The sequence below is a fragment of the Spirosoma sp. KUDC1026 genome, from assembly GCF_013375035.1.
GTDB lineage: Bacteria > Bacteroidota > Bacteroidia > Cytophagales > Spirosomataceae > Spirosoma.
Map to the genome: position 1 here is coordinate 2,076,967 of NZ_CP056032.1, position 25,786 is coordinate 2,102,752.

Below are 25,786 nucleotides of genomic sequence, written 5' to 3' on the forward strand. Positions count from 1 at the left end.
CCCTATTAGCTGGACAAATTTTCTGAAAAGGTTGTGTCGTAAATTACCTGTGCTTCCTCCCATTTCTGCTGAGGTGTTACAAAACCAATCGAACGATGAAGACGGTGATTGTTGTAATGGAAAAAATAACGCCCTAACATTTCTTTGGCCTCATAATAGCTGTCAAATACATTGCGCTCGATCACATCATGTTCTAGAATGCTGTGAAAAGCTTCAATGTACGAGTTCTCTTCAGGGGTGGCCACATGAGTGAATTCCTGCTTGATTTCGGAGCTTTTCAAAAAGTTACGTACCGAGTGAGCAATGAATTGACTGCCATTATCATTGCGCAAAATGACGCCCTTCAGTTCATGATTCCGGTTGATTCGTCGAAAAAGATTGATTAAGTCGATTTGACGAATACTGCCTTGGAATAGCCAATCCAGAATTTTGCGGCTATACACATCAATGACGCTCAACAGATAGTAATTCCGCCGTTCCCCTTCTACCCAGACGTATTTGATATCCCAGCACAGGTATTCCAAGGGCTTGGTCGCTTCGATTCGTCTGAATTTAACAAATTCCCGCTTGCCCATCGGTCGGATCACTTTGCCCAGAAGTAAATTATGCTCTTGCATGAGTCGATACACCTTTTTCTTATTGATTAAGTATTCTTTTTTCAACTCGTGGGTGATGTATTCGTAGCCAAGGGCATTGAACTCAACATCCAGCAGTTGCCGAATACTGACCACGACCAGTTGGTTGTCTACCCACGATCCATCCCGTTTCATGGTTACCTGGCTGGGGCGTGCTCCAGGTCTACCTGATTGTGGTTGGTAGTAAAACACGCTCCGAGGTACACTAAGCCACTGGCATAACAGGGTACGACTTACTTGATTTTCAAACTGTTTCATGAGTGCTAGCTTCTCCTGGAGTGAATAGGAGTTTTTTTTAGTAGCTCACTTTTGATCTCCAGTTCCAAAGCTTGTTTTGCTACAATCCGCTTCAGGCGTTCATTTTCTTCTTCGAGCACTCGAAGCTGGGGATCGACGCGTGCGTAAGAATCTTTGAGGCCTTCTTTGCCTTTACTCAAATACTTCAATTTCCACTTGCGCAGCAGCGAAGGAGATAGATTGTATTTTCGACAAGTCTCGGCATGGCCGTCACGAATGGCTTCCTGGACGATAGAATAGCGGTCATCGGGAGTAAAACTCCGCCTTAATTTGCTCATGGTATCTGAATGTAAAAGGACTAAACTGTTTTTACAATTTTGTCCAGTCATTCAGGGGGTTAAGACAATCTGTGAACAGCGCGGTCTAGACGGCAACAAGCGTATCAATGGCCGCAAACGAACTCTAATCGTGGATACCCAGGGGCGCTTGTGGGTAGCTGACGTATCGGCGGCTAACGAGGCTGACGGCCCCTTAGCCGTGCCATTGATCACCAACATGCTGTGGCGCGTAGGCGAACGGCTGGAGAAAATCTACGGCGATCAAGCTTATAACGGCGTGTTTGCCCGTGAGTTGGAGGGGTGGAGTATTGTATTTGAAAAAGCCTCGCGTCCCGAGTCCGCTCAAGGCTTTGTACCAGTAGCTAAGCGATGGGTAGTCGAACGCAGCATCGCTTGGACCAATTTCTTCCGCCGGATCGTCAAGGACTATGAGTATACGGTAGCTTCTTCGGTCAACTGGCTGTATTTGGCTAACATTCAAGTGATACTACAGCGTATTTGAGGTTTGAACCAAATGTAATTCCCCAACACGCTCTAATAAAGTGAAGGGTCTATCCATTGCTAAACCGTCTTACAAAATCGCTCTTAACTGATATGAAGGAGCATCCATGCACTGCTTCATAATTGGGGCGTTCATTGAAATACATCTTCACGGTTCATGACGATCAAACTGATTATATCGATGAAAACAATTGAAAACGTTATACCAGTTTGTAGTTGCTTTATCTGAAGATGAACGCCTAACAATCATAAATTTAATCCGTTAAACGAAGATAATATCGGATCATCGCTTAATTAATAAAGCGTTTATAGCTTTCACGAGTTATACCCTTACTCGCGCTGACTACTTACTAACCATTCCAGAGTTGGGCTTGCATCAACTATGACGCCCTCATGCCAACCCTGGACCAAATCTCAGTTAGAAGCCAAGCTGATTCAACTGGACCACTTACTGAATCAAAACTGCTTTACCCGAGACGCTCTATATGAGCCTGCCACTGAAGCGGCTTTGATTGCCATTCTACGATTAGAAGAAGCGCTACTAAATCAGACAGAGCTGGCTGGTAAGCGGATTGACTTCTTAGATGAGGTAGGTACCAACGGGCGTATCGAAGACATCACGAGTCTGCTGCAGGTAATCAACCGACATCTGTACGATTTTACTGGTTCAACAGGCGCAAATGCCGAGTATAAATGGCTACGAGTGATCACTCCTCAGATCAATCATTTTTACGGGGCTGGCTGGGGCTACTTTCATTCTAATGGGGTTGTCTTTAGCTGTAGTCACGAGGATGAATTAGCCTTCTTTGTCGGGCCCTACCGGGTGTTCTTCTTTCGGCACTTAGTGCGGGCTTATCAGGAAGCCAGGCTCTATCTTACTCATGTACTGCCTGACTAAATTACCGCCCTGATTATTTATATGATAGACTTAATTCAGTCATGAACCTATGGTGGGCCGTAATCTCCTGCGGTCTTAATTAACGTTCCCGCATGACGACACGTGTTGAACTCCTTCATCAGACGCATTATCACTATGAGCGGCCGGTCTTATTATCCGCTCAATGGGTGCGACTCAAACCAGCGGTTCATTGTCTATCTACGATCGAATCGTATCAACTCACCATTGAGCCGACTAATCACCTGCGACACTGGCAGCAAGACCCGTTTGGTAATCTTGTGGCACGAATCGACTTTTTGGAGGTTGTTGAATCCGTGACCATTCAGGTTCAACTAATTGCCAAACTGGAGCCGGTTAATCCTTTTGATTTCCTAGTTGATGCCTGCGCTGATAACTTCCCCTTTATGTATGAGCCTCAGATTCGAAAAGCGCTGACATCCTATCTGGAAGTTACTGAACATGGGCCTCGCCTGACTCAATGGGTCCGCCAGATCAACCAACAGCCCAGGCGGAGCACGATTGATTTTTTGGTTGGCCTTACCCAACAAATCTACCAAATGATTTCGTACCAGAGTCGTCTCCAAGCGGGGGTGCAACCGGCAGAAGTAACGCTGCAGCGAGCGAGTGGCTCGTGTCGGGATTCGGCCTGGCTATTGGTGCAATTGATCCGTTCGCTCGGGCTAGCTACCCGGTTCGTTTCTGGCTATCTGGTACAACTAGCACCAGATACGCCTGGGGATACTCCTTCTGACGGGCTAGGCCGGGATACGTTTGACTTGCATGCTTGGGCTGAGGTTTACGTTCCAGGTGCTGGCTGGATCGGTCTGGATGCCACATCAGGCCTTCTGACTACTCAAGGCCATATTCCGCTTGCCTCAGCACCCGCCCCAGCTGGGGCGGCTCCTATTGAGGGGACAACCGAGTCCGTCAAAACATGGCTTACATACAGCAGTACTTTGATTCGTTTACCCTAAATAACGGCTGGGCTTGTTGACAACGGCCAAAAAAGGGCTTTAGAACCTATCAAACTGGGGCTTCTTCATCTACCTTAGTCGTCTACCATTTTATAAACCAACCCTATGATTCGTTCGGTTATTACGGCTACCGGCAGCTACATCCCGGAAACGATTGTTCGAAATCAGGATTTTCTGACTACTCCATTCTTCTCCCAGGATGGGCTTGCTCTAGCTACTCCTCCAACTACGCTGCTTGACCAGTTTGAAGCCATCACCGGCATTCACCAACGGCGCTACGCTCGCCCCCATCAGCAAGCCTCTGATCTAGGTTTACTAGCGGCCCAGCAAGCGCTAAGCAGCGCTGGTATTGACCCTGAAACGCTGGATTACCTGATTGTAGCGCATAATTTTGGGGATGTGGCTCACCAAAGCAACCGGGTGAGTTTAGTGCCTTCCCTGGCTTCGCGCATCAAGGCTGGCCTGGCGATAAAGAACCCCCAATGTGTGGCCTATGATTTAGCCTTCGGCTGTCCAGGTTGGCTGGAGGGGGTTATCCAGGCGAACTATTACATTCAGTCAGGTGACGCCCAGCGCTGTTTGATCATCGGTACCGAAACGCTATCGCGGGTGATTGATCCGGGCGACCGAGATTCTTTATTGTTTAGTGATGGTAGTGGCGCCATAATTTTAGAAGCCTGCTCGACTGGTCAGACTGGTTTGCTGGCTCATCATACCCAGACCCATGCCTACGAGCATGTGAATTTGTTGAAAATGGACAAAGCCTACCAGCACACCGATGATAAGCGTGCTGATCGATTCATGAAAATGAGCGGGCGTAAACTATATGAATTTGCGTTGCAACAGGTGCCCCAGGTGATAAAAAGGGCATTGGATAAAGCAGGGATAAGCCTTACTGTGATCAAGAAAATCCTGATTCATCAGGCCAACCAGAAAATGGATGTAGCTATTCTGAATCGGCTGTTCAAGCTGTACGATCAAGAATGTCCTGACTTAGAGTTGATGCCCATGACGATTTCTTGGCTAGGCAATAGTTCGGTGGCAACAATACCAACTTTATTGGATTTAATCCGGCGGGGCCAGCTTGTTAATCAACGTATCGCTGTCGGGGATACCATCGTTTTGGCCTCAGTAGGGGCTGGAATGAGCATCAATGCGGTAGTCTATCAATTTTAGTGAGGAACGACTCTCCCTTCCTAAGTCGGCAATGACTCTGGCTTTTAGCCAATGAGCACGAAACCGTACTAGTAGGGTGGCCCATTTCTAGACTAGTCGCTTCACTTGTGAAGGACACTTTCAGGCAAGTGACTGCAATTGGTGTGCCGACTCAGGCCGAACCGTGAATTTTACGGACGGCCCTTGCCATACGAAACGGCAACTGAACCTTATTAACAAACAGGCTTAGAGAAGTTTACAAAGATCATTCTTGCTAGGTAACCACTAATTACTTATTATCTTAAAATGCTCCCAAGAGTGAGACGTCTTTGTGTATTGCTGATGCCAACGGCAAACCATCCGCCCGGCGGTCCGATTCCTTACCGTAGAACCATCCCCTTTGGCAACCAATACGATTAATAAGGGTCACTAAGCAAAAACGCCCCGCCGGAGTAAACCAGACGGGGCGTTGCAACGAGTATAGGTTAAGATCGACTTAGTGGGCTTTGAGCACCTTCACCGTCTGGCTCTGGGTGGGCGTGCTCACCTGTAAGAGAAGCATACCCCCTGCCTGTCCAGCCACCGACAATTGGGGCCGCCCGGTAGCCTCCGCGCTCGGTACGTGCTGCTCGCTCACCACCCGCCCCTGGGGCGTCAGCAGTTGCAGCTGCAAAGCTTGACCCTCAGCGCCCGTTACTTCGAACGAGACCTGATCGCTCTGGATGGGGTTGCCCAGCACCCGCACCGACAACGCAGAACCGGCTTCCCCAAACGCTACACGAGCGGAGGCACCCATTGGGAGCGTGCCCCATAGTCGCTCATTGCCCGCCAGCACCACCACCCGGCTGTTCTGGGCCCGCTCCTGGGGCTGCTCCTGGTAGGAGTAGTCGTTGGCCTGGTTGAAGCGCCCCCCGTCGGGCTTGCTGATCCGGTAGCGGACAACGCCCGTGCTGGAACCCGGTGCTAACTGACCGCCCTGATTGTAGCTAATCTCTAAGTAGGTGTCTGCGCCGTTGACGGGTGCAGGTAGCTTCACCAGCCGCGCGCTCACGTTGCCTTCGTCAACCTCCACCTGCAGCCGCTCGCTGCCGTCCGAGGTGAAGTAGTAGCGCGCCCGCAGCTCGCTGTAGTTGAGGGCCACCGTGCCCTCGTTGCGCACTTCCAGCACCGTGTTGATCTGGGTGGCGTCCGGTCCGTTGCGGCTCTCGGTCAGCGCCCGCACCGATCGCACCTGAGCCCCTGAACCCGGCTCGATGCCCGCGATGAGCACCCCGTCATAGTAGGCCGTGATGCGCTGGGTCGCCCTCAGCTGGTCCCGCACCGGATTGTAGGAGTAGTCATCAGGCTCAAACAAAGCACCGTAGTCACTCTTGGCAAAATAGGCCTGGATCGGACCCGTGTTGGCCCCGGCCGCCAGGTTCCCCGCCCCGGCCGTGAAGCTCACCTCCACGTAGCCGCTGGCCCCCGGCTGGGCCGGGCTCAGCGGCACGTAGCGCAGCCGCACGTTCTGGCCCCCCACCTAGGCGTAGTTGACACTGAGGTTACCCAAGGCGGCCGCTCCTTCTACGGTGAGGTAATAACGTAGTGTCAGGGCCGACAGGGGCAGGGCGCTGCTGCCCTGGTTCTGTAGTACCAGCAGGGGCTGGATGGCATTGTTGTCGGCGTAGTTGTCCACGTCGCGGTGCAGCACCGTCAGCCGACCCTGGACGGTGACGGTGGCCGAGGTGGCCGGACTGGTGCAGCCCTGGGCGCTGGTACAGGTAGCGGTATAGACAAACTGACCTACCCGCTCGGTCGAGACCACAATGGGGCTGCTGGTGCCCGAGGTGTTATTTGGTCCCGTCCAGTTGATGGTGCCAGTGCAGCCGCCCACCGCCAGGTTCACGTTGCCCGAGTTGACGTCGACGGTGACGCTTGGCTGCCCACCAGGGTAGCTCTGCCCGGTTTGGGTAAGTACGCTGGGAGCCGCCGGTAGCGGGTAGATAGTGATGGATTGGCTCGCCGTAGCCGAGCAGCCCGTGCTGGTGATTGTACCCGTAACCGAGTAAACTCCCGTTCCGGTAGCCGTCACGGGGATAGATGTAGTCGTGGCTCCTGTATTCCAGACGTAGCGGTCGGCCCCTAGCGCCGACAGGGTGATGATGTTACCCGCGCAGCCGGTCAGGGCGGAGGGCACGATGCTGACGGTGGGCGGCTGATTGACCGTTACCGTAACTGAGCCCGTCATAGTTTGTTGGCAACCCCGATTGAGGTCGCGCGCCTGAACTGTGTACGTACCGGCCCCCGTCTGCCGGTTAAAACTGATGGCCTGCCCGGTACCCGTAATAAAGTCGCCGACGTTATTACCATCCCGCACCAACTGGTAGGCGACGCCTGTCTGCGACCCTGATAGACCGACTAACACCCCGGCTTCTCCTGAACAAAAGGCCCCTCCGCCGGTCACAGCGTACTGCGTGGGCAGGGCATAGGTTGTGTACACAGCCGACCCCGACATGAGTTGCTTGCAGCCGGTGCTCTTGTTCGTAGCCCGCACGGTGTAAGTACCGCCTACGTTTTGTAAACCCAGAGATAGATAATCACCTCCGTTGCCATCAACCGGACTCCCTACAGCTACGCTGTCGCGCAAGAGCTGGTAGCTGACGCCCACCTGGGAGCCGTTTAGGGCGATGACCGTGCCAATGGCATCGACACATCCTGCCCCACTGCCAACTACGCTGTACTGAGTGGGCAAGTCATTGACCCTGACGCTGGCCGCGTTGAAGAACGTTAGCTGACAGCCCGTCGTGGCGTTGATGGCCCGTACCGTATAGATCCCGGCGGCAGCCTGCGGCCCGAAGTTGATAGCACTGCCCGTACCGGCTAGCGGACTACCCACCGGGCTACCCCCTCGTAGTAGTTGGTAATTGACGCCCGTCTGCGAGCCGGCCAGACCCACCACAGGCGCGGGGCTACCCGCGCAGTAGCTTCCCCCGCCGGTTGGCTGCTGCTGGACTGGGAGCGGGTTGAAAGTGACCGGGCTCAGCGTCGTAGTTACGCTGTTACAACCCGTAGTAACAACGATCTGGTAATTATCGCTTACCTGCTGAAAGAGCCCAAAAGAGATGTTGTCAGAACCAGACGCAGTATTTTGATTCACTAAGGTGTTATCCCGGAATAGAGCGTAGGTAAAGGGTCCTGTGCCCGCTACCCGGACAGAGAATGTAAAGGCCAGGCTGTTGTTGACGCTCTGGCAGGCGGTGATCACCGACTGTGCCTGGCCGATGATTGTCACCGGCTGGGTGGGAGTTCCTGCAAACTCAGCCGCGCCGATGTCGATAGTACGCACCTTGCGGTTGTTGCCCAGCACATCGGTGGTGGTGGTGTTAGCCGCGTTGCTGCGCGCGTCGATAGCGGGGGCGCAGGCTTACCGCGAAAGGTGCAGTTGATAAACGTACTTACAGAGTCACCGGAAATCCCGATATTGTAATTTGCTGGGTTATTTTGTTCAAAGTGACAATTCGTGATGACTGATTCCGAGCCCGACGCTTCAAAAATTGCCCCAACTACACCAGAGTTGTTGATGAAATAATAGTTCGTTATCCGACTTGCCGAGGCAACATTACTAGGATTCCCAGTAGCTAACCCCCTGCCGAAGCGGCCAATAAACAAACAATTATTGACGGTTGGATTTGTTTGAACGTTGAGCATGCTTCCCCCCAAAGAGTTATTGTCAGAATCGCCCCCATTCGCATTTCCGCCCGTGATAGTAACCCCATCGATAAGTGCTGAGCTACTTACCCCATTTTGGTTGTTACTGACCACATGATAGCTGTTATCGCTGTTATCGCCGACCGTCCCAATGTCACCGGATAAAGTAGTGGACGAAGGCATGGCCGTGCGGGTACCAACGTTGCCCTCCGTGCCAGCGGCTCCGGTGAACCCACCCAGTACGCTTACCCCATTCTTAAGCGAGAAGGAGGCTGTTTGGGCATCGGTCAACCCCGTCGTGCTGAGTTTGTAGGCCCCCCCGCAATTCAGACCTGATCACCGGCCGTTGAAGCATTAATCATGGCTTGTAAATCTCCGGAGGCATTGCTCCAAGACGTACCGGTGCCCGTAGCCCCGGCTTTGACATACCGGATGGTCAAGACGGCGAGAGCCATCTGCCGGGCTGATCGGTTGCTTGCTGCCGGTGGAGGGGTTGGCCCGGATATACTTCGTGAAGATATCGAAAGGAGCAATGTACCTGTCTGCGCCCAGGCATTAGCTGTTATCAACAGACATACCAGAAAAAATAGTAGAGTTTGTTTCATGATCGGAATTTGGTTACACGGAGACGTTTGGTTAGTAGGTATTCAGACAAAAGTATTACTAGTAGGTAAGTTTACTATAAGCTATTGATTGTAAACTCTTACCATTGATGCGAACAGCAATTGGCTGTATGTGAACAACATAGATTTGACTACGAACGTAAGAAGGTACTGGATAAGAGAACATGAAAGCGCCAGCAATACCTTTCACAGAGAAGTTGACAGTTTTTGTGCGGAAGGGGTAAGTAATAGCTGCCAGCACAAAGTCGGCTATGCGTTACAGGGAAGTTAGTACGCCTGTCATGTCGACGTTGTAGTATAACCGCTTTTCCTCGTCAATATCTGGAATGGAATCGAATTCGTTTGTTTAGTAGAATACCGTAACAGGCGTGTTGTTAAAACCAATTGAATTTCTGTACCAGTTGCTAGAAGGAGCGGCTAGCTGTATTTTATAGAGAAGGAAAACCGGCTTACAAATAGAAATAGCAATTAATTCGGGGTTCTGTCTGTTCTCACCCGTACCCCTTCTACCGCCTTTCATGAAAAAATGGCTTATCTACACAGGTTGTCTCCTTAGGGGGCTCATTGTGTTATACCTGATCAACCGGGCGAACAACGAAGCAACGACCGCGCAAACAGTCTTAGCTCAACAAAAAGCAGCTGAGACAAAAGCAGAAGGCATCCTATCAAACGCCCCGCGGGATTTAGTTATTTCAGCGTACACCTGGCAGAAACGCGAAGGTGGATCAACGGCGGTACATTCGTTCTCGGTCCACAATACGTCAAAGCGCCACGCGTACAAAGCCATATCCTTACGATTTTTTTACTTCTCGGATTTAGGTACGGAAGTGGGCCGAATCGACCAAGTAATCGATAAAGTCATACAAATAGGTGAAACGGTGCGCGTCGATCGCTTGGAACTGGGCATGTTGCCCCAACATACTTACGGCGCAGACGTGGAGATCATTGATTGAATTACGTCTCCATTCCTGGTTTAAAACAAGTATTGATGCATCGGGTGTAGGCAAAAACTACGTAACGAAATCGTTCATCAAACATAAAAGGAGTAATTAGGTGTATTGTACTTTTTCGTTGATGATTGAAAGCAGATGAGCCTGTTTTCTGAACGAGAAAAACAGATGCATACCATCGTTAATAATGGCACTAATACAGGTTTGTTTATCATTAAATAGCTCAATTTCAGTTTACTGTAACTATTACCTAACCAGGCTGGTTAGTCAAGTAGTCAGCCTCTAATGGTCAGGCAATATCATGAAATCAAAATCAATTATTTTTGTAGTATTAGTAGTTTTTTGTACGAGCACATCTACCTACGTTCTTGCTCAAACGAACTCAGATTTAACTAACAAAGAACTGGCGGAAAACCAGCGGGATGCTAATTTGCTTGAAACAATCTTGCGCCAGGATCAGGCCCGAAAAATAGACGAGCAGAAACGGGCGGATGAGCATAGTGATGCGGTCTACTTCGCCCAGAAGCGTAACGCTGAACGTCAAAAGGCAGGCTCTATAAATCTATCGGAAGCAACAACGAAAATGCCCGTAAAGGCAGACTACCCTGCCCGAAAAGCTTATAATATGTGGATCATCGATGAGAAGAAACCAACTGTACCGGTAAAAATGCTAGAGTAAGCTATTAGCGGAGGTTATTTTTGACAACGCCCCGGTTCGATCTGAACTGGGGCGTTGTCTGTTTAACCCTACTCTATGAAAGCTCAACCGTCTCGACGGAACATTATGGTATTGAGTGGGCGAAGATATTTATGAAGTAAGCGGCCTAGTATAAGTGAAGGGTAGCCTAGGTATTAGCGGTTCCTGTCAGGTTGTCTTAAGCAGAAAGAATGTTACTCTTCTGATGGTAATGTGGTGGAACGTGAGTTTGTTGGCTGTAATTAAATAAAAGCGTTTTCTCTCTAACCGTGTTATACTACTAAATCTATAGATATGGCTAACCAGGACAAGAAGAACAAGAACACAAAGAAAGTAGCGACTAAAGCGCCAAAAGTACACGGTGCACCTAAAATTCCAAAGTATGAACAAAACGAGTCGAGTTTGATACCCCCAAGCGTGGTATCCAAGGGGCGAAAAGCCTAGTTTCATCCAGTAGTAGCCCGAGTCTACTTTGCAATAAAGAGTTCGGTTTGTGACAATTCTCTGGAAATAAGCTAAGTCGCCTATTGTAGATTGCTGAATAGTCCTATAGAAGAGGGTGCCAGTTTCCCTGACAGAACCTTCTAGTTTGCCCAATGATGGTAGTGCCTTAACGGTGTTGATATAGGTATCTTTGTGAACGGTCTTAGAAGCCGTCTCCTGTAAGCATTGTGGACAAACCCAACACGTAAAACGCTATGGTACTACCCGTGTTGGTACCCAGCGCTACCGATGCTACGACTGCGGTCGAACCGCCCGGCGGCCCGGCTTCGTTCAAACCTACACTCACAAGGCCCGTGACCCCTTGGTCAAAGAGCAGATCACTCAAATTGTTCTTAACGGAGTAGGAGTACGAGATACCGTCCGTATCTTAGGCGTTAATCGGAACACTGTTAGCGCTCAGTTTAAAAAAAGTAACGAGGTAATTCATATAAAATCTTTGTACGTCGATAGAGGCTTGAAGATGAGTCTCAAAGCCGACGAGATGTGCCGGGCTGCCGGGCGATCCCGCGTGGGTAAGAAGAAACAGCCCCGCTGGCTGTTGTGGGTGGATGTTAGTGGGGGACATAATTTGGTTTCGGGCCAGTTGGTCGATAGCGGAGTTGCTCTTTATCGGCCTGATTGCCGTTGGTCTCAAACTGTTCACCCCAGCCACCTGATCAATAAATAAAAGGTTGATGAAACAGGAATTTAACGTTGATGATTGGGTACAGCCGATCCAGGAAGAAAACGCTCGGGCGCAACAGGCGGCTAACCCCGATATTGACTGGCCTGTACCGGTTATTAGTCAGTATGGTGAGCGCGTACATTGCTGGAACAGCCGACGGCGTGAATTTACCATTACCCTAAGCGCCAGCGAGGTCGTGAGGGTTGATCCGCCTGCATTGGATACCTAAAATTAACCTATGGCGTACTTTACTGTAGGTAGTTGACTTTCAGTTGTTTGTATGGATGTATGCTCGGCGGTCAGTAGCGTAAAAAGAACTATTTAGAAGGGGGGAAGTTTTGCATGTATAAACCTGCAAAACTATGGAACATTCGTTGGCCGGTAAAACAGCACTCGTAACAGGGGCTGCTTCGGGCATTGGAAAAGCGATTGCACTGCTATATGGACAGCATGGTGCCAACGTACTGGTATCCGATCTGGATGCCGAAAAAGGGCAGGTCGTTGTCGAGCAAATAAAGGGCATGGACGTTCAGGCGCATTTTGTGCTGGCTGACGTAAGTGATCCCGCTGATAACGAACGGCTTGTGAATGAAGCCGTCAATCGCTACGGAAAACTGGACATTGCCTGCAACAATGCCGGCATCGGTGGCGAACAGAACCTGATTGCCGACTATAGTCTGGAAAGCTGGCAGAAAGTTATCGACATTAACCTGAGTGGCGTTTTCTACGGTCTCAAATACCAACTGGCGCAGATGGTAAAGCAAGGCTTCGGGACCATCGTTAATATGGCATCGATCCTGGGGCAGGCGGGGACTCAGAAATCTCCGGCTTACGTGGCGGCAAAGCATGGCGTCGTTGGCTTAACAAAAGCAGCAGCGCTGGAGTACGCCGACAAAGGTATTCGAATCAATGCGGTTGGTCCCGGCTACATCGATACACCCTTGCTGAAATCGCTGCCCGACGAAGCGTATGACGGTTTAGTCGGTTTACACCCGATTGGTCGTTTGGGTAAGTCTGAAGAAGTTGCTGAATTGGTTATCTGGCTGTCGTCGAACAAAGCATCCTTCGTAACCGGGGCCTACTATCCTATTGATGGGGGCTACCTCGCTCAGTAGAAATAAAGGAGACATTACTACTAAAAGCCCACTATGTCGTGACGTAGTGGGCTTTTGACTTATTCACTTCGCAAAACATCCAGGGGCGGGCGAACAAGGACGTCGCGGCTGTTGAAAACACCGATCAGCACGGTCAGAACCGTAACGACGAACGTGATAATCAGTAGCGGAACCGTATCGGGGCGGAAAGGTGTCTCGAACAGGAAATAGGCCAGTGCCCAGGTTCCCGCAAGCGATAACAAAATCCCTGACAGGGACGCTAACAAACCCAGTAATCCATATTCCAGCGCGGTTATTCGCAGGATCTGACTCCGGCTGGCGCCTAACGTTCGTAATAAGACACTTTCCCGTAATCGCTGAAACTTGCTGATGATGACCGAACTAGCCAGCACCAGGAGACCCGTTAAGATACTGAACAGCGCCATGAAGCGAATCACGAACGAAATTTGCCCCAGAATATCGTCCAGCGTTTTCAGAACCAGGTCAAGATCGATGGCTGATACGTTCGGAAAAGAGCGTACCAACTGACGCTGTAATTGAGCCGACACCTGGGTGTTAGGAACACGGGTCATGAGCACGTGGAACTGAGGGGCCTGCTCCAATACTCCAACTGGAAATACGACCAGAAAATTGGGTTGTACTCGATTCCAATCAATTTCGCGGGTGCCGCCGATAATGACTTGCAAGGGGGCTCCCTGCACGTTGAAATCAAGCGTATCGCCCAGCTTCAGGCGCATCCGTTCCATAAAGCCCTGATCGAAGGAAACGTAGATAGCTCCGTTTTCCTGATACGGCGCCTTGCCCGAAATCAACTTTTCCGACGAAATCAGCGTGTCGCGGTACGTCACCCGGAACTCACGGGTGAATGCCCAGCCGGGCGTTCGGGCTGTTGTGTCCTGATTACCTTTTTTGACTGCTTGTGTTGGGGCTCCCTTGCCATTGACGGTGGCAAGTCGCATGGTCACAACGGGCATATCCTGTAAAATGGGCATTCGCTGCTGACTAACCAGCGATCGTACTCCGGCGACCTGTTCATTCTGAATATCAAACAGCACCATATTCGGCTGATTACCACTGGAGGAGAGCGCTACGCGCCCCAGCAGCAGGCCCTGCGTCAGTGATAGCGTTGAGATCAGGAAAGCGCCTAAGCCAATGGCGGTTACTAAAATAAGGGTCTGGTTGTTCGGACGATACAGGTTAGCCAGGCTCTGCCGCCAAACGAAACTCCAGGAAGCGGGAAAGAAACGACGTACCAGCCAGATCAGACCCAGTCCGAAACCGGTTAGTACCCCAAACGCGGCTGCTAGGCCGACCGTAAACCAGGCCGCTTGCTGCAGAGCGCCAGTCTGTAAATACGCAAAACCGAAAATAAAGCCGACGATAAGCAGGTACACCAGCCAGCGTAATGGGTCGCGCTGTTCGCGGGCCTGCGTTGCTTCCGGTGTGTTCCGTAACGTAAGCAGGGGCGATACGTTGCGGATTGCCAACAGGGGAAGCAACGCAAAGAGGACCGAGACCAACAAGCCCGTACCGATTCCGGCTAGAACGGCGGGACCAGACAAGGTTGTCTCGACCTCGACGGGTAGAAACCTGCCAAAAATCTGGGGCAGAAGGATCTGGATGGCTGAGCCCACCAGCGCTCCTATGATTGCGCCTAGCAGTCCCATAATAGCCGTCTGGATCAGATAGATCAGCATCGCCTGACGACCGCTGGCTCCCAGACAACGTAACACAGCCACTGACGCTACCTTTTCTTTAACGTACAATTGCACCGCGCTGGCAACCCCCACGCAGCCCAGCAGCAGGGCAACGAACGCAACCAGACTCAGGTACTGTGTCAGGTCGGAAAAGGAGCGGCCCGTCTGCCGCTGACGTCGGGCAATGGTGTCGACGTTAATGCCCTCCCGGTCCAATCGCTCCGAAAAACGTTTGATGTATTGCTCGACGTCGGTGCCGGGGGCAAATTGATAATAATATTTGTAACTTACCCGGCTACCGCGTTCCAGCAGCCCCGTAGTTCTCAGAAACTCATTGGCAACAAAAACTGTCGGGGCTACGCTGGTGGTGATGGCTGCCTGGCCCGGCGTCTTTGCCACCCGACCGGCAATCAGAAAAGACGTATTACCCAGTCGGACCGAGTCGCCAACCTGGGCGTCGAGTTGTACCAGTAAGGCATCGTCGACCAGCGCCACGCGACTCTTGGCCTGGCGAAACTGCTGAATGGCCGAGGCTGGCTCGACTTCCCAGTCGCCGTAGTACGGAAAATTACCGGTCAGGCCTTTGACCTGTGCCAATCGGACCCCGCCCGTTCGCGGAATAGATACCAGCGACGGAAAGGACACCTCGTACGCCCGATCTTTCCCGATTTTTTTGACAAATTGCTGAGTCCGGCGGGAGGGAGGACTAGTCCACGAAATAGTCAGGTCGGCGCCGAGTAGCTCGCGGGATTGCTCGTTAATACTGCGGGCCAGATTGTCGCCAAAGGAGTTGACGGCCACCAGCGCGGCAATGCCCAGCACAATGGCCGACATGAAGAGAAGTAGTCGCTGACGGCTCCGGCGGCTATCGCGCCAGGCCATTTTCAAAAGAAATAACATAAATCGGTAAGAGAATTACCAACGCCTGGCCTGCGCCAAGTTATGAGGTAGAGCGCTAACCAATGGGTTTGTTAATAATATATAGCCCGTTGGTTAGCTGAAACACAAGAGGATAAACGCGTATCGATCGCCAGAGACAACTGATCGCGGGCGGCCCCGTTACAAGCCGATTTGTATACCAATAGCGGCTGTGTTGAACAACGTAAAATTGTAGAAGTCGTCTGTATTAGCGCCCCCTTCCAGTATGCGGTACCCAACTCGAAGCTTGGTTTTAGGCCGCAAGGCATACGTAACACCAGCGAAGACATCTTCGGCCCGGCCAAAAGGACTGGCAAAGCCATCGCCGTCGAGCAGTAGGCCAAAGCGACCTGGCTGGTAGTTGACGTAAAGACTTAATAAGGGAACAATACCAAGGTCGGAGAACCGGCGGCTTTGCTGTCCGTCTTGAACCTCGATAAAGGCGTCCCGCACGTTGCCCGTTAAGCCAACCGCCAGTCGGAATGTCTCCCGACGAATCAGGTGATAGCGGTACGTCAGCCGATAGCCATTGAACTTATAACGGGTCGTCAGCGTGCGTCCGGCCGGGACAGTTATCGCATCAAATCGAACGGATTGTGTCAGCGGTTGCTTACCAATGGATTCGATCAGCAGCGGGGCAACGGTTGCGTAGATCGTATGGCGGTCGTTGAACGTATAGCCGAGCCGCCCGCGCAGGTTGATAACGGGTTTTACGTTGAAATCAGGCCCGAAGGCATTGTACAACGTACCGGCCGGCGACGGTTGTCGGATGTCATTGTACGATCCTGGAAACACAACGCCGGTTTCCGCGTCGAAAAGAATCTGCGCGTGACCGACGGAAGCCACTAATAAACTAACCAGGCTCAGAACCAAAAACCGAAGTTGATTAGAACGTTGAAGCATAGGAGGAGAGATAAAGGCGTCTTATCAAAGAGAGCGATATAGTGGACTAAAAAAGTATGTCAGACTGGATTTGTTAAATATGTACACGCGAATCACTGACCAACTGGCCCCCCCGGATTTGAATGGTTCGGCCGGTTTTGGCCGCTAGTTCCAGATCATGGGTAACGAGCACGAGTGTTGTACCGGCTTCGCGGTTCAGCTCGAAAAGGAGTTCTTCAACCGTAGCACTGGTGTCGGCGTCAAGATTACCAGTAGGTTCGTCGGCGAACAGTAGTTTGGGGCGGTTGGCAAACGCTCGTGCCAGCGACACCCGTTGCTGCTCTCCCCCTGAGAGTTGAGTGGGGTAATGGTGGCCGCGGCTACCGAGTCCAACGCGTTCGAGTAATGACTGGGCGGTTTTCTGAACACCTTTCTCTCCCAATCGTGGGCCGCCCCGTAACTCAAGTGGTACCATTACGTTTTCCAGCGCTGTGAGCGTGGGGAGAAGCTGGAAGTTCTGGAAAATGAAACCAACGTGCTGGTTGCGAACAGCCGCCCGCTGGTCTTCGGTCAGGGTATCGAGCCGTATATCGTTTAGATAGACGCTCCCCGACGAAGCCCGGTCCAGCCCGGCGCAAAGTCCCAGCAACGTTGTTTTACCACTGCCCGATGGACCAACGATAGCAAAGGTGTCGCCATGTTCAAGGGTGAAATTTACGTTATGGAGAACCGTCAAGTCACGGCCGCCACTCGTATAGGTTTTCGTTAAATTTTCGACGTGTAAAATGCTCATCTGGGCACTGCTGATTTTATTGGATTGCAACCGCCGGGAAACAAATACGGTCAATTCGGCGGTTAGGCATATATCGGCCTGTAAACGGTGGCTTGTTAACGAATTAACTCTTGGGTAATCGATGAAGTTCTTACACACGATCAGAATACACCATTCTTTGATAGGCGGCTTATTTATGCTGGCAACGGTATGGGGCTGTGGTTCCGGCGACAATCAAAAGGCCTCCGAAGGCAGCAGTCAGTCTTCGTCAACGGCTGAAACACCGGCGGCACCCGCTAAGAAGCAGACCGTACTATTTTATGGCAACAGCCTGACGGCCGGTTATGGGGTTGAGCCCAGCCAGGCATTTCCAGCGCTGGTTGGCGAAAAGATTGACTCGGCGGGGTTGAACTACCAGATCGTCAACGCTGGATTGAGTGGTGAAACAACCGCTGGAGGTAAAAGCCGAATCAGTTGGGTGCTGCGGCAACCGGTAGCCGTGTTCGTGCTGGAACTGGGTGGTAACGATGGCCTTCGTGGTTTGCCACTCAAAGCAACCCGGGAAAACCTGCAGGCAATCATGGATACGGTACGGAAGAAGAGTCCGGAGGCAACCATCGTCCTGGCCGGTATGCAGATCCCGCCAAATTTGGGTACCAGCTACACCAAAGAATTTCGGGAGCTGTTCAAAGAGCTGGCCGACAAAAACAAAGCCGTGCTTATTCCCTTCCTGCTGGAAAACGTGGGTGGCATTCCGAAACTGAACCAGCGCGACGGCATTCACCCAACCCCCGAAGGACACAAGATTGTAGCTAATACCGTCTGGAACGTACTGAAGCCCGTATTGGAGCAGAAATCGGCGAACTAAAACGGGTAACCAACACCGATGTTAAACACCAGATTTTGTCGTCGCCAGTCTCGGTCGCGGAAGTTGATCTTGTTGATGACCCACTCGCTGCCGTCGGTTTTATAAGGTTTGCGGAGTGGCGTTGCCAGATCGAAACGTAACAGGAAGTAGGATAAGTCGATCCGCAAGCCGACACCTGTACCAATGGCGATTTGCTTCAGGAAGTTGGGGCCAAACTTAGCTTCTTCACCAAAGATACCCGTATTGGAATACGTCCAAACGTTACCTGCGTCAACAAAAGCGGCTAACTCAATGTATTTATTGAGTTTACCTCGTATCTCTGTACTAGCTTCCAGCTTGACATCGCCACCACCATCCTGAAAAAGAGGAACGTTGCGGATTGTATCTCGCGTGTACAGACCTGGCCCGATGGCCCGTGGCCGGAAGGCGCGGATACTATTACTGCCACCCACAAAGTACTGCTTCGTAAAAGGTAATTGATAACCCGCAGAATTACCATATGTAATGCCAATACCGCCAAACAACCGACTGGCCCATGTTACGTTAGGGTTCAGTTTGTGGTAAACTCTAAGGTCTGCATCAAGTCGTAAAAACTGTGCATAGGGTACGTTAAAAATACCTTTTCGGTCATCGTTAGGTAATTGTTTACGGAAAAAGAGACTCGCTAAATTACCTGCAGGTTCAACGTTTCCTGTAAAGCGAAATGTAGTAGGTAAATCCGATCGGGGAGAAGAGTTGTAATTGAAGGTGTAGAGTGTACTGAGAATAAGCTGCTGAGTGCCAATGATGTTTATAAACTGTCGCTTGACGATTTCAGGTACATACTGGCTAATTAGAGTATCGCGAACAGCATCACTAACATTAGATGTCAGGATATAATTGACATTGAACGGTTGAAAGACGTGTTCAACCTTCAAATTCTGGCGCCAGGCATAGCCAAATGTTGTCTGGAATGAATTGAGGTCATATAAGCCTCCTCGCTTAATGAGCTGGTATCCAACAGTCGCATTCGTTTTTGGCAGTGCCTGCCGCCGATCATATCGGAAACGAACTGGGCTGACTAATCGGGGGAAGCTCAACGTAGCATCGGTACCAAAGCGATAGTTTGTTATGCTTCGATCATCGCCCACACCTACCTGAAACTCGATACCTGCGTTGGCATTAATCGTCAGCAGTTCGGCGCGTTTGAGCGTATTTCGGTTTCGCCAGCTCGCAATGACCTGTGTACCGGTAAAGTTGTTTGATCGGGACGTACCATCCAGCTCTAACCGTACCGATTTGAACGGATAGGGAGTCAGGTAATAATACGCGTCCAGTACGGCAGAGTCGCCCTGCTGCGATGGCTCAAAACGGTTTCGGACAAACTTGAAGGCCCCTACGTTGATGAAGCGGGATAGGGTTAAATCCTGCGCGCGGCTATTGTATTTCCGGCCAGGTCGTACGGCAATAATATCCCGGAAAAGCTTGGGGTTATACGTCCGGGCGGAGTCGACCACAATAAAATCTTCTTCGCTCTCAACCCGGCGCTGGGTCGTGTCACTCTGCGCTGTCGACAGGTTGTAGTTGGCGTAGATGATAACATCCCGGATCGAGTAGGGAACCCCGGCTGCGTTCGGCATTTCGGGCTTGATCGCGAAATACAGTTTCGACCGGTGCGCTACCGAGTCGTTGTCGGCCAGAACGGCAATGTAGTCGGTATTGAAATAATAGAAGCCGCGCTGCTTAATAAACTGCCCGATCCGCTCCCGCTCGACATTGATAGCCGTCAGCCGGAAAGGGTCACCCTTTTTGAAGACGGTCTGTTTGCCTGAGGTCAGCAGGGCTTTGCGGACCGGGGTTGAATCGCCCAGAAAACCGACGGAATCGATCAGGTAACGCTGCTTGAGTTCTACCTGGTATTGCCCCCGCGCCTTGTAGCCATCCTCTTTGAGCGAGCCACTGACGGTAGATCCGAAATAACCCTCGTTCTCGAGCGTTCCCTCCCAGATAGGGACGTTAGCGGATAAAGCCCGCGCACTGGCAAAGACAGGTTCCTGACCAAACTTTCGCCGAAACCAGGCGCGGAAGCCCTTCGGCTTTTTAGGCTCGCCGAAGAGGTAGTAAAAACCGACTTTATAAGGGTAACCAAAAAGCTGAGCATTGGGCTTGGGACGGGCTATTTCGCTTAATGTTGTTTCCATTGTTTCCTGCTCCGATTCAGAAACGGTTGAGTCGGCATTGATCGTAATGTCAGTGCCCATATACAATCGTTCGTTCGCGGGCAGGTGCTTGGCAATGTTACAGGCATTGAGCAACAGCAAAGCCAGTAGACACAGCAAACGAACACCTGATCGGTACGTTTTTGACAAACGATAGGGTTGGGACAAAGACATTCCTAAACAGGATAAACAAAAGCGCATAGTTAATTACTGAGGGGTGTAGCCGGGGCTGGCTTGCCCAGCGAAGTCCGGCGGAAAGCGTTCGCGAACGTATTGTAGTCGAGCGTAATGATGAAGCCAACACCCGTTTCAATGATGTAGCCGTCCAGAATGGCCTGGTAGTCGTTCTTGCGGTAGCCGCGCAGCAGGTAGCGTCCGTCCCGCGTCAGGCTGTAGTTGACCGACACGTTATCGAACACCTCGTTGGGGTTTCGGGTCGCGCTCTGGGCCGTGTTTTCCAGCACGAAGTTCCGGCCTACCGATACCGTCAACCGGCCTTCCAAGAAGCTCCGGGACAGGCCGACGTTCAGGTCAGTACGGGCACCGTTGGTTAGGCCGCCGGTGTTAGCGCTACCAGTCTGCGAAAGCAGATCAAAGTCGACATCAAATCCTTTCAGTACGTTTGAGGCCAGGTTACCCAACTGCTGCGAAATCAGTTTCGATACGCTGCTCCGGGCCAGCCCCTCGGCCTGGTTATTCAGTCCACCGTTGTCTGATCCGGAGAAGAAATCAGACGTGTTCTCCGGTAAGAACCGGTTCAGGACTAGTAGCGCGAAGACCTGTTTGTTGATCTGCGAAGGATCCTGCCGCAACGTACGCAGCTTGTTTTCGATACTGGTACCCAGCGTACTGTTAGCCCCTACCTCGCCCTGTTCGCCACTCGGCAGGCGAATGTCGAAATCCAGCTTGGGGGAAGACAGGTTATTGCTGATGTTAAGGGCCACTTCGAATGGTAACCGACGCTTGACCGCAGAGGCATTAACCGTCGTCTGCTCGTTACCAATCAGGTCGGCCGGGGGAACCGAGACCTTGTAAATGGCGGTCAGATTAAGGTCTGCTTTCAGCGGATCGCCGGAGAAGCTGATATAGCCACCTTTTTCCAGCACAAACTGGCGTTTCAATACCTGGTACGTCATCAGGTATTCACCCTCCGTTACGTCATAACGGCCCAGTACCGATAGTTCACCAGCCTGGTTGAGCGTTACGTTGAGCTGCGCATTCCCCCGGGCCCTCAGGTAATCGCCATTCAGTTCATCGACAATAATGGTCAGTTCCGATTTTTCGTCGACTTCGAGGTCCAGCGAGATTGTCGAGTTCGTCAGTTGATCGAACGCCAGCCGGGGGCGGGTACTATCTGGTTTCGGCTGGATGAGGTACTTTGTCAATGCCAGCGAATCGCGGTGGTCAATGAACGTAACGACTTTTTCCAGATCGCTCACTTCCAGTGATTCGTCGGGGAGCACCAGCGATACTTTACTGTCTTCGTCCATTTTGATCTTACCGGTTATGGACGGACTGGTTCCGGTTCCTTTTACGCGCAGATCAGCCGTAATGCTTGCCTGTCCATAGGCATAATCATTGTCTTTCCGCGCTGCGTTCAGTACCTGGAAATGGTCGGCCCGGATACGCAGATTATACGCTACGTCCGGAATATTTTTGAGTTCGACCGCGCCGTCCATCGTCAGCGTCCGACCCCTGGTATCCTGAATGTCAAAATCGTCAATCGTGATCGTCTGGCCCGAGAAGCTCAGTTTTTCCTGATTAATGCTGTACGTCGCGTTCAGCTGTTTGATGTTGAAGGCGACCGAATCGAAGGCCACGCTGCCATCCAGTTTTGGGCTCTCGGTTGACCCTGCTACCGTAAACTGACCCGTGAGTTTTCCCTTGGCCTGACGTAGTTCGCCAAAGCTGAAGGCTTCGACCGTACGGGCGTCGAGTCGTTTCAGATTGATGGCCAGGTTGAGGGCGTTCTTGGCATCTTCCGGATTGTAGAAGCCAGTTACCGTAACGTCGTTGTAAGTGCCAGCCAGGGTTGTATTGACGTTGATTTTTCCTTCCGGCGTGTTGCCGAACCGGGCGGTCAGGTTACCGATCGGCTGGCTCATAACGTCCAGACTATCGACATAGACTGAGCCGATAAAGGCCAGCTTGCTGTTCTCGCCCATATAGTCCCGGACAACCACTGTACCGTTGAGTTTACCGTCGGCCAGTGTCGTGTCCTGATTGGCCAGCCGAGCCAGGTTCGCAATGTCAATGGCACGGGTTGTTACCCGGATTGGCGCGTTGTCATACGGCTCGGTACTGCTTATCTCCAGGGACTGATTACCCTGCTCAAGCCGCAGGTTATTGATAAGCACGCCATCCGGACTATACTGCGCAAAGCCGCTTGTATCGGTCTGCCATCGCTGGTAGTTCGTCAGGAGACCATTCCGCGCAAACTGGAAGCGGTAAGTCGAATCGATAACGCTCAGGGTACCGGCCACGCCATGCAGTTCCTGGCTAAGGGAGTCTTTGTTGACGACTGAAAATCGGAATTTGTTATCAGCCGCCGTACCCACCAGATCGGTTTCGCGGATGTTCAGGCCATCATACAGAATACCGTCGACGCGACCGTTTACGTTTAACGTGTTGCCAGCACCCCGCAGCGCCAGATTAGCCCCCTTGATGGTGGTTGTATCATAAACGATAACCCCAGTCCGCAGGGTAGCCGACAGCGTCGTATCGCGGGTATTGTCCAGATAGGCACTCAGCCGTACCGTGTCCAATCGGGTAAGGGCGGGCACAAACGCCTTAAAGATCGGGTTCTGGTAGGCTCTCAGGTCCAGTGTAAAGGCGTAGGGCGGAGGAATCGTTTTGTACGTAAGCGACGGCACAGAAATGTATTTGCTGATTTCGCCCGCAAGGATGTCATATAACTGAGTGTATTCGAACTGGCCGTTCAGGTTCAGTCGTGCACCCGGCAGCTGAGCCAGTACGCTCTTATTTTTCCCGTCGGCGCCGAGTCGGGCGTACAGTGAATCAACCGCGTAATTCTGTCCGTTCATGCTGATGACAGCATCGCTCGCTTCGACCGTACCGACGGGTTTTGCCGGATCGACCGAGGCCATATTCAGGTTGATCTTACCTTTCAGCGAGAGCGGTTCGTTGTAGAGTTTCAGCTTCTGCAGATTCAGTTCGCTGATGGCCACCTGCCCGGCTATACTTGGAAATTCCCCTTTCAACCCGACTTTGGTGTCGAGCGCTACGTTGGCGTTCGGGTCTTTCAACGTTCCCTGAACAGCCAGCAGACCATTGTTAAGGTTCCCGTTCACGTCCAGATTCTGGTAGCGGTACCCGCTTAGCACTGCCGAACTGATGTTGACATCAAACGTAGTCGAAAGGGTATTGACATCAATCCCCCGCCCGTTAACCGTAGCGCGTCCCGTGATTTTACCCGCCGTTTCGGGTTGTTTAATCCACTTACCGGCGTCGAAATCGACCAGGTTCAGTGTGCCTTTGTAGGTCTGATTTTTGCCCGTAACAAAACCGGCCAGACGCCCGTCGAAGTCGGCGGCACCCCACTCGGTTTTCAGTTTGGCGTCCAGGATCAGGTCATTGAGCGCCCCCTGGATTTTTCCGGCCAGTTTGAACGTTGGCGGCAGGGCAACCGATTCGGGAATGGTGCCTTTAGGAACCAGTCGGTTAATATCGGCCAGGCGCGTGGTAGCATCCTGAATCGTAATGTCTACGCCCAGTCGCTCCGGATCTGTTACGTTTGTCAGCCGGCCACTGGCCCGCAGGTTCGTACCCGACAGCAGGCTGAACTCCAGCCGGGGTAGATTCAGGGCGGCCAGCGTACCAACGGCCTGCGCGTTTGCCCGGAAAAGACCGCTGTCGTCCGTGAAGGGTGGCGTGTCGGCGAGAAACGGGGCTAGTTGCAGCACGTCTTTCACCGACAGCACACTCTGCCGCAGATTGACCCGCACATTGACTCGGTTCGCGAAGCGTGGATTTGTCAACTGACCCAGCGAGTCGTAACGCAGCACCACCTGATCACGAATGACCGAAGTAGGCGTCTGAACGTATAGATTCGTCACTGTTGTCGTGGTATCGGTGTACAGCAGATTGGCGTCGAACTTCTGCAGGAAGAAACCACTCGTCGAGCGGAACCGGCCGTTGCGAAGCTGACCGCTGACGAGCATTCCCTTTTCGCCCCGATCGGCATAATTCAGAAAACGACCGTCGATGCCCAGATTCTGAAGATCGAGGTGGCCGTAATCCAGCCCCTGTTTCTGACGGGGTGCGGTTTCATCGTCAAACTTGATTCGGTTGTTGGCGAAGCGAACATTGGTCAGTTTCGCTTGCCAGCCCGGTTCTGTACTGGCCGGTTCGGCGGGTGTCGGCGTTTTAGACGCGGGCTTTGTTGGTTTGGTGAGCGTAGCCGCAATGTCGGCGTTCGCGAGGTCCAGTGATTTCAGACCAATTTTCGAGCCGTTCAGGTAGAAATAATCCGACTCCATCGCCAGCCGGCCGATGCTGCCTTTGGTGGCGAAGTCGGCCGTTTCGACGCGCACATCCCATTTCGCCCGGTTGACGGTCCACTTGCCCAGGCCAATGTCCAGTGAATCAGCAGGATCGGAAGGCGGACTGGGGGGCGTTGGCAAGCCTTCGTACAAACGTGTCACTACGTTCAGGCCGTCTACTGTTACATCTGATAGATGGTACAGCGATGTATTGACGTCTGTCTTGTTAAAATTAGCGCGCAGACTGTCGACGTAAGCGTTGACATTGGCCCCTACTACGTCGTCTTTGTACCTGATCCGGACATCTTTCAGCTGAATCCCGGACAGATTAATAGCCATGGGAGTCGACACCGTATCGGATGGTTCCGGCGCAGCTCCTGTGTCGAACGCATCAAGAATGTATTGAAAATTGAAGGTCGTATCGGGCAGGGTGCGCTTGATATTCAGATTGACTCGTTCCAGCTGAATCTGGTTCAGCGCGATCCGGTTCTGCAGCAGACCCCACATATCGAGGTCGACCCGCATCCGACCGCCATTGATCAGCGTATCGCCCTTGGGTGTCTTGAAATAAACGTCTTCGAGTTCGATCCAGTCGGGAATGGAGTAGCCGATACGGCCAATACGAAACGGGGATTCGAGTTTTTGAGCAAGGTAGGAATTGACCTGATTCGTTACGAACTGCTGTCCCCAGGGCGTCGTTGCAACAAGCACGACAAAGCCCACCAGCAGGAGCACCAGTGCAAGGATACCAAGAAGAATTCTAACGATAATTTTCGACACAGATGTGATGGCGGTTGTTCTCGGCGCCTGCCCAACTGGTTCAGTATCTCGCAGGTAGCCTTATCAGTGATAACGCAATGAGCAGGAATTATGTTACTAATTTGTGTGTGTACAGGCTATTCGCAGCGTGGTATCATCAATATGTACCCTACAAATCTTTACAAAAGCCAAAACGTATATGATTCATTATA

General features: G+C 51.9%; 21 protein-coding genes. 11 read left to right on the plus strand and 10 right to left on the minus strand.

The features are described from left to right. Positions 1-5: 5 nt before the first annotated feature. Together HU175_RS08825 and HU175_RS08830 are read right to left on the minus strand one after the other, a co-directional pair. Positions 6-893, minus strand: a complete 888-nt coding sequence (locus tag HU175_RS08825; RefSeq protein ID WP_176566243.1) for an IS3 family transposase — start codon at positions 891-893, stop codon at positions 6-8. 5 nt (positions 894-898) lie between these two features. After that, positions 899-1,210: a transposase gene (locus HU175_RS08830; protein ID WP_176566244.1), complete on the minus strand. Its 312-nt coding sequence runs from the start codon at positions 1,208-1,210 to the stop codon at positions 899-901. Here HU175_RS08830 and HU175_RS08835 point away from each other — a divergent pair. From HU175_RS08835 to HU175_RS08850, 4 genes are all read left to right on the plus strand, one after another. Further along, positions 1,209-1,712, plus strand: a complete 504-nt coding sequence (locus HU175_RS08835; protein ID WP_228724372.1) for a transposase — start codon at positions 1,209-1,211, stop codon at positions 1,710-1,712. The two genes, HU175_RS08830 and HU175_RS08835, sit on opposite strands and share 2 nt — an antisense overlap. A 381-nt stretch (positions 1,713-2,093) precedes the next feature. Further along, positions 2,094-2,609, plus strand: a complete 516-nt coding sequence (locus tag HU175_RS08840; protein WP_176566245.1) for a hypothetical protein — start codon at positions 2,094-2,096, stop codon at positions 2,607-2,609. 92 nt (positions 2,610-2,701) lie between these two features. Further along, positions 2,702-3,583, plus strand: coding sequence for a transglutaminase N-terminal domain-containing protein (locus HU175_RS08845; protein ID WP_176566246.1), 882 nt, complete (start codon positions 2,702-2,704; stop codon positions 3,581-3,583). A gap of 105 nt (positions 3,584-3,688) precedes the next feature. Continuing rightward, on the plus strand, positions 3,689-4,759 hold the full coding sequence (locus HU175_RS08850; protein WP_176566247.1) for a 3-oxoacyl-ACP synthase III family protein: 1,071 nt from the start codon (positions 3,689-3,691) through the stop codon (positions 4,757-4,759). Positions 4,760-5,234: 475 nt separating this feature from the next. Here the strand turns inward: HU175_RS08850 and HU175_RS08855 are convergent, their stop codons facing one another. Continuing rightward, complete coding sequence (locus HU175_RS08855) at positions 5,235-5,906, minus strand: cellulose binding domain-containing protein (RefSeq protein WP_176566248.1); 672 nt, start codon at positions 5,904-5,906, stop codon at positions 5,235-5,237. A gap of 351 nt (positions 5,907-6,257) precedes the next feature. Then, on the minus strand, positions 6,258-8,084 hold the full coding sequence (locus tag HU175_RS08860; protein WP_176566249.1) for a cellulose binding domain-containing protein: 1,827 nt from the start codon (positions 8,082-8,084) through the stop codon (positions 6,258-6,260). Between the two features lie 492 nt (positions 8,085-8,576). Here HU175_RS08860 and HU175_RS08865 point away from each other — a divergent pair, with 492 nt between their 5' ends. Continuing rightward, complete coding sequence (locus HU175_RS08865) at positions 8,577-8,738, plus strand: hypothetical protein (protein WP_176566250.1); 162 nt, start codon at positions 8,577-8,579, stop codon at positions 8,736-8,738. A gap of 13 nt (positions 8,739-8,751) precedes the next feature. On the opposite strand, the gene HU175_RS08870 is transcribed toward HU175_RS08865, so the two are convergent. After that, positions 8,752-9,030 (minus strand): hypothetical protein, encoded by a 279-nt coding sequence (locus HU175_RS08870; protein ID WP_176566251.1) that lies wholly within the window; start codon positions 9,028-9,030, stop codon positions 8,752-8,754. A 536-nt stretch (positions 9,031-9,566) separates the two neighbouring features. On the opposite strand from HU175_RS08870, the gene HU175_RS08875 reads away from it, so the two are divergent. From HU175_RS08875 to HU175_RS08895, 5 genes are all read left to right on the plus strand, one after another. Beyond that, positions 9,567-10,001 (plus strand): hypothetical protein, encoded by a 435-nt coding sequence (locus HU175_RS08875; RefSeq protein ID WP_176566252.1) that lies wholly within the window; start codon positions 9,567-9,569, stop codon positions 9,999-10,001. 298 nt (positions 10,002-10,299) lie between these two features. After that, positions 10,300-10,677, plus strand: coding sequence for a hypothetical protein (locus HU175_RS08880; RefSeq protein ID WP_176566253.1), 378 nt, complete (start codon positions 10,300-10,302; stop codon positions 10,675-10,677). An 823-nt stretch (positions 10,678-11,500) separates the two neighbouring features. Further along, positions 11,501-11,866, plus strand: coding sequence for an IS1-like element transposase (locus tag HU175_RS25090; RefSeq protein ID WP_176566254.1), 366 nt, complete (start codon positions 11,501-11,503; stop codon positions 11,864-11,866). Positions 11,867-11,873: 7 nt separating this feature from the next. Beyond that, a complete protein-coding gene (locus tag HU175_RS08890) occupies positions 11,874-12,092 on the plus strand; it encodes a hypothetical protein (RefSeq protein WP_176566255.1) in 219 nt (72 codons plus the stop codon). Positions 12,093-12,225: 133 nt separating this feature from the next. Further along, positions 12,226-12,978, plus strand: coding sequence for an SDR family NAD(P)-dependent oxidoreductase (locus HU175_RS08895; protein WP_176566256.1), 753 nt, complete (start codon positions 12,226-12,228; stop codon positions 12,976-12,978). 59 nt (positions 12,979-13,037) lie between these two features. Here the strand turns inward: HU175_RS08895 and HU175_RS08900 are convergent, their stop codons facing one another. The 3 genes from HU175_RS08900 to HU175_RS08910 form a co-directional block, all read right to left on the minus strand. Continuing rightward, complete coding sequence (locus tag HU175_RS08900) at positions 13,038-15,575, minus strand: ABC transporter permease (protein WP_228724373.1); 2,538 nt, start codon at positions 15,573-15,575, stop codon at positions 13,038-13,040. A gap of 159 nt (positions 15,576-15,734) precedes the next feature. Beyond that, the gene (locus tag HU175_RS08905) at positions 15,735-16,496 is read right to left on the minus strand and encodes a hypothetical protein (RefSeq protein ID WP_176566257.1); all 762 of its coding nucleotides are present in this window, start codon (positions 16,494-16,496) and stop codon (positions 15,735-15,737) included. A gap of 73 nt (positions 16,497-16,569) precedes the next feature. After that, the gene (locus tag HU175_RS08910) at positions 16,570-17,268 is read right to left on the minus strand and encodes an ABC transporter ATP-binding protein (protein WP_176566258.1); all 699 of its coding nucleotides are present in this window, start codon (positions 17,266-17,268) and stop codon (positions 16,570-16,572) included. Positions 17,269-17,389: 121 nt separating this feature from the next. Between HU175_RS08910 and HU175_RS08915 the strand changes: the two genes are divergently transcribed. Further along, positions 17,390-18,115 carry an arylesterase gene (locus HU175_RS08915; protein ID WP_176566259.1) on the plus strand — a complete coding sequence of 242 codons (726 nt, stop codon included), beginning with the start codon at positions 17,390-17,392 and terminating at the stop codon, positions 18,113-18,115. Here the strand turns inward: HU175_RS08915 and HU175_RS08920 are convergent. Together HU175_RS08920 and HU175_RS08925 are read right to left on the minus strand one after the other, a co-directional pair. After that, positions 18,112-20,487, minus strand: coding sequence for a BamA/TamA family outer membrane protein (locus HU175_RS08920; RefSeq protein ID WP_228724375.1), 2,376 nt, complete (start codon positions 20,485-20,487; stop codon positions 18,112-18,114). The two genes, HU175_RS08915 and HU175_RS08920, sit on opposite strands and share 4 nt — an antisense overlap. 29 nt (positions 20,488-20,516) lie before the next feature. Then, complete coding sequence (locus HU175_RS08925) at positions 20,517-25,595, minus strand: translocation/assembly module TamB domain-containing protein (protein ID WP_176566260.1); 5,079 nt, start codon at positions 25,593-25,595, stop codon at positions 20,517-20,519. Between the last annotated feature and the right edge of the window lie 191 nt (positions 25,596-25,786).